This window comes from Actinomadura sp. ATCC 39365 (genome assembly GCF_054392275.1).
In genome coordinates this window covers 3,263,704-3,276,231 of sequence record NZ_CP184335.1, presented here as the reverse complement: position 1 = coordinate 3,276,231, position 12,528 = coordinate 3,263,704, and the positions used below count along the sequence as shown (strand labels likewise).

12 protein-coding genes are annotated in these 12,528 nt (G+C 70.9%); 5 read left to right on the top strand and 7 right to left on the bottom strand.

Going from position 1 to position 12,528, the window contains the following annotated elements; genetic code table 11:
• Nucleotides 1-20 precede the first annotated feature (20 nt).
• Both ACNF49_RS16330 and ACNF49_RS16325 read left to right on the top strand, forming a co-directional pair.
• Nucleotides 21-920: an SDR family oxidoreductase gene (locus ACNF49_RS16330; protein ID WP_482944234.1), complete on the top strand. Its 900-nt coding sequence runs from the start codon at nt 21-23 to the stop codon at nt 918-920.
• A 1-nt stretch (nt 921) separates the two neighbouring features.
• Nucleotides 922-1,746 (top strand): MaoC/PaaZ C-terminal domain-containing protein, encoded by an 825-nt coding sequence (locus ACNF49_RS16325; protein ID WP_357980651.1) that lies wholly within the window; start codon nt 922-924, stop codon nt 1,744-1,746.
• On the opposite strand, the gene ACNF49_RS16320 is transcribed toward ACNF49_RS16325, so the two are convergent.
• Nucleotides 1,733-2,344, bottom strand: coding sequence for a TetR/AcrR family transcriptional regulator (locus tag ACNF49_RS16320; RefSeq protein ID WP_352322431.1), 612 nt, complete (start codon nt 2,342-2,344; stop codon nt 1,733-1,735). The genes ACNF49_RS16325 and ACNF49_RS16320 overlap by 14 nt on opposite strands.
• 80 nt (nt 2,345-2,424) lie before the next feature.
• Between ACNF49_RS16320 and ACNF49_RS16315 the strand changes: the two genes are divergently transcribed.
• Both ACNF49_RS16315 and ACNF49_RS16310 read left to right on the top strand, forming a co-directional pair.
• Nucleotides 2,425-3,606 carry an acyl-CoA dehydrogenase family protein gene (locus tag ACNF49_RS16315; protein WP_482944233.1) on the top strand — a complete coding sequence of 394 codons (1,182 nt, stop codon included), beginning with the start codon at nt 2,425-2,427 and terminating at the stop codon, nt 3,604-3,606.
• A 3-nt stretch (nt 3,607-3,609) separates the two neighbouring features.
• Nucleotides 3,610-5,718 (top strand): acetate--CoA ligase family protein, encoded by a 2,109-nt coding sequence (locus ACNF49_RS16310; RefSeq protein ID WP_482944232.1) that lies wholly within the window; start codon nt 3,610-3,612, stop codon nt 5,716-5,718.
• 27 nt (nt 5,719-5,745) lie between these two features.
• On the opposite strand, the gene ACNF49_RS16305 is transcribed toward ACNF49_RS16310, so the two are convergent.
• The 5 genes from ACNF49_RS16305 to ACNF49_RS16285 form a co-directional block, all read right to left on the bottom strand.
• A complete protein-coding gene (locus ACNF49_RS16305) occupies nt 5,746-6,225 on the bottom strand; it encodes a hypothetical protein (RefSeq protein ID WP_357980660.1) in 480 nt (159 codons plus the stop codon).
• 163 nt (nt 6,226-6,388) lie between these two features.
• Entirely contained in the window at nt 6,389-6,640 is a 252-nt protein-coding gene (locus ACNF49_RS16300) for an SCO4226 family nickel-binding protein (protein ID WP_357980663.1), read from the bottom strand.
• Between the two features lie 185 nt (nt 6,641-6,825).
• Nucleotides 6,826-7,881 (bottom strand): thiolase C-terminal domain-containing protein, encoded by a 1,056-nt coding sequence (locus tag ACNF49_RS16295; protein ID WP_482944231.1) that lies wholly within the window; start codon nt 7,879-7,881, stop codon nt 6,826-6,828.
• Nucleotides 7,878-8,285 carry a Zn-ribbon domain-containing OB-fold protein gene (locus ACNF49_RS16290; RefSeq protein ID WP_482944230.1) on the bottom strand — a complete coding sequence of 136 codons (408 nt, stop codon included), beginning with the start codon at nt 8,283-8,285 and terminating at the stop codon, nt 7,878-7,880. Before ACNF49_RS16290 ends, ACNF49_RS16295 begins: the two co-directional genes overlap by 4 nt.
• Before the next feature lie 69 nt (nt 8,286-8,354).
• Nucleotides 8,355-8,867, bottom strand: coding sequence for a VOC family protein (locus ACNF49_RS16285; protein ID WP_357980672.1), 513 nt, complete (start codon nt 8,865-8,867; stop codon nt 8,355-8,357).
• A gap of 167 nt (nt 8,868-9,034) precedes the next feature.
• On the opposite strand from ACNF49_RS16285, the gene ACNF49_RS16280 reads away from it, so the two are divergent.
• Nucleotides 9,035-10,351, top strand: a complete 1,317-nt coding sequence (locus tag ACNF49_RS16280; RefSeq protein WP_482944229.1) for an MFS transporter — start codon at nt 9,035-9,037, stop codon at nt 10,349-10,351.
• A 286-nt stretch (nt 10,352-10,637) separates the two neighbouring features.
• On the opposite strand, the gene ettA is transcribed toward ACNF49_RS16280, so the two are convergent.
• Nucleotides 10,638-12,302, bottom strand: coding sequence for an energy-dependent translational throttle protein EttA (gene ettA, locus ACNF49_RS16275; RefSeq protein ID WP_357980678.1), 1,665 nt, complete (start codon nt 12,300-12,302; stop codon nt 10,638-10,640).
• Nucleotides 12,303-12,528: the final 226 nt, after the last annotated feature.

Genomic DNA, 12,528 nt, shown 5'->3' with positions numbered 1-12,528 from the left:
GTCAAGGATCGAGGTGTCGGATGAGCGGGATCGTCGAAGGTCGCGTGGTGATCGTCACGGGTGCGGCCAGGGGCATCGGGCGCGGGCACGCCCTGGAGTTCGCCAGGCAGGGCGCGAAGGTGGTGGTCAACGACCTGGGCGCCGAGGTGGACGGCACCGGCTCGTCCGGGGCCGCCGCCGAGGTGGTGGCCGAGATCGAGGCCATGGGCGGCCAGGCGATCGTCAACGGCGAGGACGTCTCCGACTTCGACGGCGCCGAGCGCCTGATCAGGTCGGCCGTCGAGCATTTCGGCGACCTGCACGTGCTGGTCAACAACGCCGGGATCCTGCGCGACCGCATGCTGGTCAACATGACCATCGACGAGTGGGACGCGGTGATCAGGGTGCACCTGCGCGGCACGTTCGCGCCCCTGCGGCACGCCGCCGCCTACTGGCGGGCCAAGGCCAAGTCCGGCGAGCGGCTCGACGCCCGGATCATCAACACGACGTCGTCCTCCGGCATCTACGGCAACCCGGGCCAGGGGAACTACGGCGCGGCCAAGGCGGGCATCGCCGGGCTGACCGTGATCGCCGCCAGGGAGCTGGAGCGCTACGGCGTGACCGTCAACGCCATCGCCCCCGCCGCCCTCACCCGCATGACGGAGAACCTGATCCCGGCCGGGGCGACCGGCGCCGACCCCGACGACATCGCGCCGCTGGTGGTCTGGCTGGCCAGTGCCGAGGCGCGCGGCGTCACCGGGCGGGTGTTCAACGTGCGCGGCGGCATGATCAGCGTGGCCGAGGGCTGGCACGCCGGCCCCGGGGTGGACAAGGGCGCCCGCTGGGACCCGGCCGAGCTGGGCGAGGTCATCCCCGCCCTGGTGGACAAGGCCGCCCCCAACGCCCTGACCAACGGCCGCGTCCCCGGACGGGAGGACTGACATGCCGCTCGACCACTCGCTGATCGGCGTCGAGGGCCCGGCCCACGAGCGCACCTGGACCGCCGAGGACACCATGCTGTACGCGCTCGGCGTCGGCTCGGGCCTCGACGAGCTGGAGTTCGCCACCGAGAAGGGGCAGCGGGTGCTGCCGACGTTCGCGGTGCTGGCGGCGCAGTCGCCGGGGCGGCGGCTGGGCGACTACGACCCGGCCCTGCTGGTCCACGCCGAACAGGGCTTCGAGCTGCGCCGCGAGCTGCCGGCCGCGGGCGGCGTACGGACGACGTCGAAGGTGACCGGCATCTACGACAAGGGCTCGGGCGCGCTGGTGACCACCGAGGCCAGGGCCGTCGACCTGGAGACCGGCGAGCTGCTGATCGCCTCGCGCAGCTCGGTGTTCATCCGGGGCGAGGGCGGCTTCGGCGGCGACCGGGGGCCGCGGGAGGAGTGGGCGGTCCCGGACCGGGCGCCCGACCACAAGGTGACCTACCCGACCCGGCCGGACCAGGCGCTGCTCTACCGGCTGTCCGGCGACCGCAACCCGCTGCACAGCGATCCCGAGTTCGCCGCCAGGGCCGGGTTCGACCGGCCGATCCTGCACGGGTTGTGCACGTACGGCGTGACCGGGCGGGCGTTGCTGCACACGCTCGCCGGGTCGGACCCGTCGCGGTTCAGGGCGATGTCGGGCCGGTTCAGCAGCCCGGTGTTCCCCGGCGAGCCGCTGACCGTCTCCATCTGGGCCGACGGCGACGACGTGCTGTTCCGGACCGCCAAGGACGACGGGACGGTGGTGATCGACCGCGGCCGGGCGACGATCAGTCGTCGCTGAGCCCCCTGAGGGGATCGAGGCGGTGGATGAGCTTCATCGCCGCCTCGATGATCTCCCTGGCCTCCTCCTCGGTGTCGGAGGTGGCCACCTCGCGGGCGGCCTCGCCGATGATGCTGGTCAGCACCGCGACCGTGAACCGGTCGAGGGGGTCTCCCCCGGCGCCGAGCAGGACGGCGTTCTGGCGCACCCACTCGCGCCCGCGGGTGCGGCGGATCAGCTCGAAGCCGGGCGGGCCGTCGCCGTCGATGAAGAGCCTGACCAGGTCGCGCCGGTCCCAGGCGCCGTCGAGGTAGGCGCGGGCCCCGGCGATCAGCAGCTCGACGGGGTCGCTGACCCCCTCCTTCTTGGCCTTGGCGACGCTGGCGGCCGACGCCTGCTCGTGGGCCGCCTGGTGGTCCTCGTAGAGGGCGAGGAACAGCTCGGTCTTGCCGCCGAAGTGGTGGTAGAGGCTGCCGACGCTGGAGCCGGCGCGAGCCACGACCTCCGAGACGTTGGAGTCGGCGAAGCCGTGCTCGCTGAAGACCTCACGGGCCGCCTGCAACATGCTCTTGCGCGTCTGAGCCGTACGGCTCCACTCCCACGAGGACTTGCGTGCCATGCCAGGCATTCTATCCCGGCGAATTCTAGAATCTGATTCTTGACCAGTGCGACGCGGCGGCTAGAATCACGTACTAGAGAATGATTCTAGAAATTCAGGAGGCGGCCGTGGACTTCTCGCTCAGCCCCGAGGAACGGCAGATCCGCGACACCGTGCGTGCCTTCATCGAGAAGGAGATCATGCCGCTGGAGCCGGAGGTCCTGCGCAACGAGCGGGAAGGGCGTCCGGGGCTCGATCCCGAGGTCGTGCGCGACCTGCGCGCCAAGGCCAGGAAGTCGGGCTTCTGGGGCATCAACACCCCCGAGGAGTACGGCGGCGCGGCGCTCGGCCCGATCATGTCCGCGATCATCGCCATGGAGATGGGCCGCACGTTCGTGCCCTTCTCCTTCGGCGGCAGCGCCGACAACATCCTCTACGCCGGCACCGACGAGCAGAAGCGGCGCTACCTCGTCCCCACCATCGAGGGCGAACGGCGGTCCTGCTTCGCGATCACCGAGCCGGGCGCCGGCTCCGACGCCCGCAACATCCGCACCCGCGCCACCCGCGACGGCTCCGAGTGGGTGATCAACGGCGAGAAGACGTTCATCACCGGCGGCAGCGAGGCCGACTTCGTCATGGTGTTCGCGGTGGCCGAGGGCCACGGCGTGACGTGTTTCCTGGTCGACCGGGACATGGGCTGGACGTCCGAGCCCATCCCGACCATGGGCGAGTGGGGGCCGGCCGCACTGGTGTTCCAGGACGTGCGGGTGCCCGAGGAGAACATCCTGGGCGAGCTCGGCAGGGGCTTCGAGCTTGCCATGCAGTGGATCGGGCAAGGGCGGTACATGATCCCGGCCCGTGCCATCGGCTCCGCCGAGCGCATGCTCCAGATGGCCATCGACTACGCCAAGATCCGCAAGTCGATGGGCCAGGCCATCTCGGAGTACCAGGCCATCCAATGGATGATCGCCGACTCCCAGGTGGAGATCGAGGCGGCCAAGTGGCTCACCCTCCACGCCGCCTGGCAGGTGCAGCAGGGCATGGACGCCCGGCACGCCTCCTCCATCGCCAAGCTCAACGGCGCCGTGATGGCCAACCAGGTCGTGGACCGGGTGCTGCAGATCCACGGCGGCATGGGATACACCAAGGAGCTGCCGGTCGAGCGGTGGTACCGGGAGCTGCGCCTGCTGCGCATCTTCGAGGGCACCGACGAGATCCAGCGCCGCACGATCGCCCGCAACCTCATCAAGGGCCACGCCAGGCTCGGCCTGATCGGAGAGTAGTCCATGTCGGTCGAGGCACTGTTCAACCCGCGCTCGATCGCCCTGGTGGGGGCCACGGACAAGTCGGGCTGGTCGGTCAGCACGCTGCTGAACCTGCGCACCCACGGCTTCGCCGGGCCCGTCCACCTGGTCAACCCCAGGGGCGGGGTGGTGCACGGGTCGCCGGCCTTCCGCAGCCTGACCGAGCTCCCCTCCCCCGTCGACCTGGCCTACGTCATGGTGCCGACGGCCGCCGTGCTCGGCGTGCTGGAGGAGGGCGCCAAGCTGGGCATCGGCTGTTACGTGATCCTCACGGCGGGGTTCGGGGAGGCGGGCGCGGAGGGGACGCGGCTGGAGGCGGAGATCGCCGGGTTCGCCCGTGAGAACGGCCTGACGATCCTCGGGCCGAACGGCAACGGCTACATCAACGCCGCCGCCGACGTGACCCCGTACGGGCTGCCCATCCCCGAGCCGCTGCTGCGCGGGTCGGTCGGCGTGGTGCTGCAGAGCGGCGCGCTGGCCAGCTCGGTGCTCGGCTTCGCCCAGGCCCGCAACGTCGGCATCAGCCTGCTGACCTCGATGGGCAACGAGTCGGTCGTCACGGTCACCGACGTCGTCGACCACCTCGTGGACGACCCGGCGACCAGGGTCATCGCCCTGTTCCTGGAGACCATCAGGAACCCGGCCGAGTTCTCCCGGGTCGCCCGCCGGGCACTGGTGGCGGGCAAGCCGATCGTCGCGCTCAAGATCGGCCGCAGCAGGCTCGCCTCGCACACCGCGCAGGCCCACACGGGCGCGCTCGTGGGCGACGACGACGTCATCGATGCCGCGATGCGCCAGCTCGGCGTGATCAGGGTGCGCTCGCTGGAGGACCTCATCATCACCTCCGGGCTGCTGGCCGCCACCGGCCCGCTGCCCGGCCGCCGGGTGGGCGTCGTCACCCCGTCCGGCGGCGCGTCCGAGATCATCGCGGACCGGGCCGAGGACGAGGGCCTGGAGCTGCCGCCCTTCTCCGCGGCGACGGTCGAGCGGCTGGCCGGGATCGTGCCGTCGTTCGGCACCGTGCAGAACCCGCTCGACGTCACCGGCTACGTCCTCGTCGACCGCACCCTGCTCGGCCGCGCCCTGGAGACGGTGGCCGCCGATCCCGGCATCGACCTGGTCATGCTGCTGTCCGAACCGCCCAGGATCGCCCCTGCGGACCCCGCGCCCGTCCTCGCCATGTACGAGACCAGCTCGCGGCGCATCGCCGAGTCGCCGGTGCCGGTCGTGGTGGTGAGCAACGTGCTGACCGACGTCACGGAGTTCGGGCGGCAGGTGCAGCGGGAGACCGGGTTCCCATACGTCATGGGCGGGATCGAGCACGGTCTGACCGCCCTCGGCGCGGCGGTGCGCTGGTCGGAGGCCCACCGCAGGGCCCTGGCCGGCGGCGGCCCGGCCGGGCGGGCGGCGGTCACCGGCGTACCCGAGGGTGCGCACGGCGTGTGGGCCGAGCACCGGGCCGCCGCCCTGCTCGCCGCCGCGGGGCTGCCCGTGGTGCCCTCCGAGACGGCGGCGGACGAGGCGGCGGCGGTGGCCGCGGCCGAACGGTTCGGCTACCCGGTGGTGCTCAAGGCCGCCGCCGAAGGGCTCGGGCACAAGAGCGACATCGGCGGGGTGCGGCTCGGGCTGTCCGGTCCCGAGGCGGTGCGGCAGGCGTACCGGGAGGTGGTGGCCGCGGCGCGGGCGCACGCCCCCGACGCGGGCGTCCTGATCCAGCCGCAACGCGGCGGCGGGATCGAGCTGCTGGCGGGCGTGGTGCGCGACCCGGCCTGGGGGCTCACCCTGGCGGTCGGGCTCGGCGGCGTCTGGGTGGAGGTGCTGCGGGACGCGGCCCTGCGCGTGCTGCCGGTGGACGCCGGCGAGGTACGCCGGGCCCTGTCCGAGCTGCGCGGCGCTGCCCTGCTGGACGGCGCCAGGGGCACCGAGCCCGCCGACCTGGACGCGGTGGCCGACGTGGTGGCCAGGATCGCCGCGTTCGCCGAGAGCCTGGGCGACGACCTGGAGTCCCTGGAGATCAACCCGCTCCTGGTCACCGGCTCCCGCGTCGAGGCCCTGGACGCCCTCATCACCTGGCGCCCGCCGCCCTCCTGACCCGCCCCGGCGCCCGGCGGGGGCCGCTCAGTGATCGAGGCTCTTCAGCAGGATCATCACGGCTCCCAGGGCGCCCGAGCCGGCTCCGCAGACCAGCCGGATCCAGAGCCGGTCGGTCTTGGGCGCCGCCGCGAAGAAGCCGAGCACGGTGAGCAGGACGACCGACACGGCGATCTCCAGGTACACCGACGCGTCCAGGGACATCACGCCGGTCATCGCCACGCACAGGATCACCGTGAGCGGGACCAGTCCCCACAACATGCCGGTGGACCGCGTCACCGCGCCCCGCACCGCCTTGCGCACGTCCGGCGACCGGTCGCCGACGATCTCCGCGAACGCGTGCGCGATCCAGAACACGATGACCGTGCCGATCGCGGTGGCCAGCAGCTCGGCGGGGTCGGCGATCCAGTGCGAGAGCCCGGAGACGACGCCGGCCGTCAGGATGGTCCCGTAGACCGACTCGCCGTTGACGAACCGCCCCACCCCGCGCGCGGCTCCCGTGCTCACCCGACGAATCTAGTACGGCCCTCGCGCGCGGCCCGGCGCCCGACGCGCCCGCCTGGACAACCTTTGGCGCCCCGCCCGGCCGTGGCGCGGGGGGCGTCGGTGGCGGCCGCCCGCGTCCGCAGCAGCGCGGGCGGCCGTCACCGGTCCGGTGGCCGAGCTGTGGCTACTCGACCTCGATGGGCAGCTCGTAGACCTCGGTCGTGGGATGGCCGGCCTTCTCGTGCACCCGCATCACCGCCTCCTTCGACGGCCCCGACGACAGGCAGAACACCTTGCCCGAGTCCGGATCGAGCCAGGCCCGCTCGAAGTGCACACCCTCGGCCCCCTCGACCGCAAGGTCCCGCTCGTGGGCCTCGCGCAACTGGTCCTCGGTGACACCGACGAAACCACTGTGCACGTCCATGAACTTCGGCATCGCCGTCTCCTCTTCTCAGGATCTTCCGCTTCCGATGGAGAGGCGTTCCATTCCGTTCCATCCTGTTCCATCGGCCCGTCCGGGCTCGCCTGCCCGGAGGGCCGTGCGCGGAACCTAGGGCAACCGGGAGGCCAGGACGAGGGTGGCGGCGGAGGCGAACATGCCGCCGTTGCCCAGCACCACGCTCACCTCCACGTCCGGCACCTGCGCCGCGGCCTCCCCCGGAGCTGCCGCACCGACTCCTGGATGGCGAACATGCCGTACATGCCGGTGTGCGTGTAGGACAGGCCGCCGCCGTTGGTGTTCATCGGCAGCCGGCCGCCGGGCGAGGTGTGCCCCTCGGCGATGAACGCCCCCGCCTCGCCGCGGCCGACGAAGCCCAGGTCCTCCAGGCCGTAGACGGGCACGTGGGCGAAGGCGTCGTACACCATCAGGTGGTCGACGTCGTCGTGGGAGATCCCGGCCTCGGCGAAGGCGGCCCGGCCGGACAGGCGGAAGCCCTTGGAGGTGGTGAAGTCCTCCATCTGCGAGACCATCGGCGCGTCCATGGCCTCGCCGGAGCCGAGCAGGTAGACCGGCGGGCGGCGCGACAGCTCCTCGGCGGTGACGACCAGCGCGCCGCCGCCGTCCGTCACCAGGCAGCACTCCAGCAGGTGGAAGGGGTAGGCGACGAGCTTGGACGCGAGCACGTCCTCGACCGTGACGAGGTCGCGGTACATGGCCCGCGGGTTCCGGGAGGCCCAGCGGCGCTGCGCGACCGCCACCTCGGCCAGCTGCTCGTGGGTGAGGCCGGTCTCCTTCATGTAGCGCAGCGCCGTGACGGTGAACGACGTCGGCGGCCCGACCACCCCGTACGGCAGCTCGAACTGCCCGAGCAGCGAGTCCGCGCCCAGCCCCCACCGGCCGGCGCCGACGCGCGACCGTCCCGACTCGCCGTGCGTGATCAGCACGGTACGGCACAGCCCGGCCCGGATGGCGGCGGCGGCGTGCCGCACGTGGAACAGGAACGACGACCCGCCCACGCCCGTGCCGTCGAGCCAGGAGGGCGTGATGCCGAGGGCGTGGGCGACCTGGATCGGGCCGGGCGTGCCGACCGTGGCGATGCCGTCGATGTCATGTTTCGTCATGCCCGCGTCGGCGAGGGCGTTGCGCGCGGCCTCCAGGTGGAGCTGGAAGGTGGAGCGGTCCGGCAGGCGGCCGATCTCGTCGGTCTCGGCCGCCCCGGCGATCACGATGTTCATCGGGCGTCCCCCGCGGGCTCGAAGAGCGGCACGTGCACGTCGCCGCGCCGTTCGAACACCACCCGCAGCTCCATGTCCAGCGGCAGGTTCTCGGGGGTGTTGGGCACGCCGACGATGTTGCTCATCATCCGCACGCCCTCCTCCAGCTCCACGACGGCGATGGCGTAAGGCCCGCCGGCCTCGAAACCGGGCGCGGGGCGGTGGTTGATCACGTACGAGTAGAGGGTCGCGCGGCCCGTCGCGCGCACCCACTCCACGTCGCCGCCGCCGCAGTGGGGACAGCTCGGCCGGGGGTAGAAGTAGTGCCGCGCGCACGTCTGGCAGCGCTGGATCCTGAGCTCTCCCGCGGCCGTGCCGTCCCAGAACGGCTGGGTCTCGGGCGTTGGCTTCGGTGCCGGTTTCATGGGCCTCCCCACTCTGGTTCTAGAATTGCACTCTAGAGCTGAGTTCGGTGCCGGGGAAGCCTCCGCGGTTCAGGGGCTGGGGATGCCGTCGCCGTTGCGGCCGCGTCCCGCCAGCACCTCCGCCAGCGTCGGACGGGCCTCGTCGGGGTCACGGAACCCCGGGCAGGCGAGCTGGATGAGCACGCCGTGCGCCTCCTTGGGGTGCAGGAACACCTCCTGCCAGCGCACGTCGGCCCTGTTGAGCCCGTGCAGCCGGTAGCCGCGCCCGGTGAGCCGGGCGACGGCCGCGTCCATGTCGCCGACGTGGAAGTTCAGATGATGGACGCCGCCGCGCCCCCGCGTCAGCTCGAAGAAGCTGTCGAAGAACGTGGACCCGGTCAGCGGCTCCATGAGCTCGACCTTGCTCCCGTTGGAGTACGTGAGCTGCAGCGTGCGGTACCCGCTGACCCGGTTGTCCCCACCGCCTCCCAGATGGCGACCGCCGAGCAGGTCTCGGTAGATCGGCAGCAGATCCCTGATCCGGGGAGCGGCCACGGCCGTGTGGTCGAAGGTCACGTCGAGGCCGTCAAGTTCCAGGTCCACGCCCGGCTCCTCACTACGAACGAATCCTAGAATTTGATTCTAATCATCTGATACCGGGTACGCACTCTTGACGCCGGCCGATGCGAGGAGCAGCATCTCAGAAATGGATTCTAGAGCTAGCTTCTAGAACTTATGGCGGGGGCCCAGGCTCGGCAGAAAGGCTTGTCATGAGGCTGTCCTACGTCCGCGAGCTCGACGAATACCCGACCGGCGCCCGCCGGATGAAGATCCTCACCATGGCCGTCCTGGCCATCCTCATCGGCTCCTACGAAGGGCAGATCGCGCCCGTCGTACCCCTGCTGCTCAAAGACCTCGACATGTCCCTGGCCACGTACGGCGCGGTGTCGGGGACGACGGCGGTGGCCGGGGCCGTGGCCTCCATCCTGGGCGGCCGGCTCACCGACCGGGTCGGCCGGGTCCGCCTGCTCATCCCGCTCATGGCCCTCACCGCCGTGTGCTGCTTCGCCATGACCCTCGTGCACAGCCCGCGCGACCTGCTGATCGCCCGCATCCTGCTGGCCTTCGTGGACGGCGTCGCCATGGCCTCCACCGCGCCGCTGATCCGCGACTTCTCGCCGCGGCTCGGACGGGCGCAGGCGTTCGGGTTCTGGACGTGGGGCCCGGTGGGCGCGAACTTCCTGGCCGCCGCCGTCGCCGGCTGGACGCTGCCGATCTTCGACGAGTCGTGGCGGTCGCAGTTCGTCATCATGGGCTGCTTCTCGCTGGTGATCTCGGCGGTCATCGCGTTCAACATCGCCGACCTGTCCCCCGAGCTGCGGGCCAGGATCCAGCACACCGAACGGGCCGCCGAGGAGGTCGTCGACCTGGAGCGCCCGCCCACCGTCCGGTCGTTGTTCGCCCGGCGCAACATCTGGGCCCACGTCCTCGGCATCTCGCTCTGGCTCGTCCTCTACATCACGCTGTCGTTGTTCGGCCAGACGATGCTGGTGGGCGCGCTCGGCATCAGCAGCGCGCAGGCGTCCACGATCATGGCCGCGTTCTGGAGTCTGAACCTCGTCACGCTGATCGTCACCGGCCGCCTGTCGGACCGCCTGCAACTGCGCAAGCCGTTCTCGCTCGCCGGGACGATCGCCGCGGTGCTGGTCACCGCCTACCTAGCCGTCGCCCTCGGTCAGGAAGGCGTCTCCACCGGCACGCTCATGGTGGTCGGCGCCCTGCTCGGCGGCTCACTCGGCGTCGCCTATGCCCCCTGGATGGCCAACTACTCCGAGGACGCCGAGGACGCCGACCCGCGCCTGCAGGGCACGGCCTGGGGTTTGTTCGGCTTCCTGAGCAAGGCGATCGCGGTGGTCGGGCTGCTGGTCATCCCGCACGTCGTGGCGGCCACGAGCTGGCAGACCTGGCTGTTCGTGGCGCTGGGCTGCCTCGTGCTGTTCGTCCCCGCGATCCTGCTGTTCAACGGGCCATGGCGGCGCACCGCCCCTGCTCCCGTACAGGTCGCCCTCACCGAGGCCGAGGGCTGATCCATCCTGCCGGAACACGCGAAGAGCGGCGCACCCCGGGGGGCGCGCCGCTCGTCGCAGGAATGAGCTGTGAGTCCCGGCACCGGAACGAGCCGTGTCAGTCCCGGCTCCAGGACGAGACGCGTCAGCCCCGCTGCCGCGACGAGACGCGTGGGTCCCGCTGCCAGCGACGCGACGTGTCGACCCTGACGCCGAGACGAGAGGTGTCAGTCCCGATGCCGCGATGATACGTGTCAGCCCTGGCGCCGGGGATGAGACGTGTCGTTCCCGGCGTCAGGGTGAGACGTCAGTCCCGGTGCAGCTTCCGGTACGTCACCCGGTGGGGACGGGCCGCGTCGGCGCCGAGACGCTCGATCTTGTTCTTCTCGTAGTCGGCGAAGTTGCCCTCGAACCAGTACCAGTTCGAGCCTTCCTCCCACGCGAGGATGTGGGTGGCGATGCGGTCGAGGAACCACCGGTCGTGCGAGGTGATCACGGCGCAGCCCGGGAAGTCGAGCAGCGCGTTCTCCAGCGACGACAGCGTCTCGGTGTCGAGGTCGTTGGTCGGCTCGTCGAGCAGCAGCACGTTGCCGCCCTGCTTGAGGGTGAGCGCCAGGTTGAGCCGGTTACGCTCGCCGCCCGACAGCACCCCCGCCTTCTTCTGCTGGTCGGGCCCCTTGAACCCGAACGCCGCGATGTAGGCCCGCGACGGCATCTCGACGTTGCCGACCTTGATGTGGTCGAGCCCGTCGGAGACGACCTCCCAGACGTTCTTGTTCGGGTCGATGCCGCCCCGGCTCTGGTCGGCGTAGGAGATCTTCACGGTCTCGCCGATCGTGATCGACCCCGTGTCCGGCGTCTCCCCACCCGTGATCATGCGGAACAGCGTGGTCTTGCCGACGCCGTTGGGGCCGATGACGCCGACGATGCCGTTACGCGGCAGGTCGAACGTCAGGCTCTCCATCAGCAGGCGGTCGCCGAAGCCCTTGGTGAGCTGCTCCGACCTGATCACCGTGGTGCCCAGACGCGGGCCCGGCGGGATCTGGATCTCCTCGAAGTCCAGCTTGCGGAACTTGTCGGCCTCGGCGGCCATCTCCTCGTACCGCTGGAGACGGGCCTTGCTCTTGGTCTGGCGGGCCTTGGGGTTGGAGCGCACCCACTCCAGCTCGTCCTCCAGGCGCTTCTTGCGCTTGGCGTCCTTCTGGCCCTCGACCTTGAGGCGCTGGGCCTTCATGTCGAGGTAGGTGGAGTAGTTGCCCTCGTAGGGGTAGCAGCGACCGCGGTCGAGCTCCAGGATCCAGGTGGCCACGTTGTCCAGGAAGTACCGGTCGTGGGTGACGGCCAGCACCGTGCCGGCGTACTTCTCCAGGTGCGACTCCAGCCACTGCACGCTCTCGGCGTCGAGGTGGTTGGTGGGCTCGTCGAGCAGCAGCAGGTCGGGGGCCTCAAGCAGCAGCTTGCACAGCGCCACGCGGCGGCGCTCACCACCGGACAGCTTGCTCACCTCGGCGTCGGGCGGCGGGCAGCGCAGGGCGTCCATCGCCTGCTCGAGCTGGCTGTCGAGGTCCCATGCGTTGCGGTGCTCCAGCTGGTCCTGGAGCTTGCCCATCTCCGCCAGCAGCTCGTCGCTGTAGTCGGTGGCCATCTGCTCGGCGATCTGGTTGTAGCGCTCGAGCATCGCCATCGTCTCGGCGACACCCTCCTGCACGTTGCCCAGAACGGTCTTTTCCTCGTTGAGCGGCGGCTCCTGCTGGAGCATGCCGACCGTGAAGCCCGGCATCAGCTTGGCGTCGCCATTGGACGGCTGCTCCAGGCCGGCCATCATCCGGAGCAGCGTCGACTTCCCGGTGCCGTTCGGCCCCAGGACACCGATCTTGGCTCCGGGCAGGAACGACAGCGTGACGTCGTCAAGGACAACCTTGTCGCCGTGCGCCTTGCGCACGCGCTGCAGCGTGTAGATGTACTCCGGCATGCTCCCTAGCTTAGAGGCTGCGCACGCAGGCTTCCGCCGCCCAGCCCCATTCACCCCCACCCTTCACCGCTCGCCCTGCACCCCCACCCCTCCACCCCCATCTCCCCCGAACACCTTGACGCCCGCACGCCGCAACCCTTGACGCCCTCACACGCCGCAACACCCATGACGGCCCAGACCCGGGCCCACCTTGAGGACGGGGCCTGTTCCCACCACCGCCCTCAAC

Bases quoted from the DNA above. Each gene is read 5' to 3' on its own strand.
- ACNF49_RS16330 (WP_482944234.1), top strand. From the start codon at position 21: ATGAGCGGGATCGTCGAAGGTCGCGTGGTGATCGTCACGGGTGCGGCC.
- ACNF49_RS16325 (WP_357980651.1), top strand. From the start codon at position 922: ATGCCGCTCGACCACTCGCTGATCGGCGTCGAGGGCCCGGCCCACGAG.
- ACNF49_RS16320 (WP_352322431.1), bottom strand. From the start codon at position 2,344: ATGGCACGCAAGTCCTCGTGGGAGTGGAGCCGTACGGCTCAGACGCGC.
- ACNF49_RS16315 (WP_482944233.1), top strand. From the start codon at position 2,425: ATGATTCTAGAAATTCAGGAGGCGGCCGTGGACTTCTCGCTCAGCCCC.
- ACNF49_RS16310 (WP_482944232.1), top strand. From the start codon at position 3,610: ATGTCGGTCGAGGCACTGTTCAACCCGCGCTCGATCGCCCTGGTGGGG.
- ACNF49_RS16300 (WP_357980663.1), bottom strand. From the start codon at position 6,640: ATGCCGAAGTTCATGGACGTGCACAGTGGTTTCGTCGGTGTCACCGAG.
- ACNF49_RS16295 (WP_482944231.1), bottom strand. From the start codon at position 7,881: ATGAACATCGTGATCGCCGGGGCGGCCGAGACCGACGAGATCGGCCGC.
- ACNF49_RS16290 (WP_482944230.1), bottom strand. From the start codon at position 8,285: ATGAAACCGGCACCGAAGCCAACGCCCGAGACCCAGCCGTTCTGGGAC.
- ACNF49_RS16280 (WP_482944229.1), top strand. From the start codon at position 9,035: ATGAGGCTGTCCTACGTCCGCGAGCTCGACGAATACCCGACCGGCGCC.
- ettA (WP_357980678.1), bottom strand. From the start codon at position 12,302: ATGCCGGAGTACATCTACACGCTGCAGCGCGTGCGCAAGGCGCACGGC.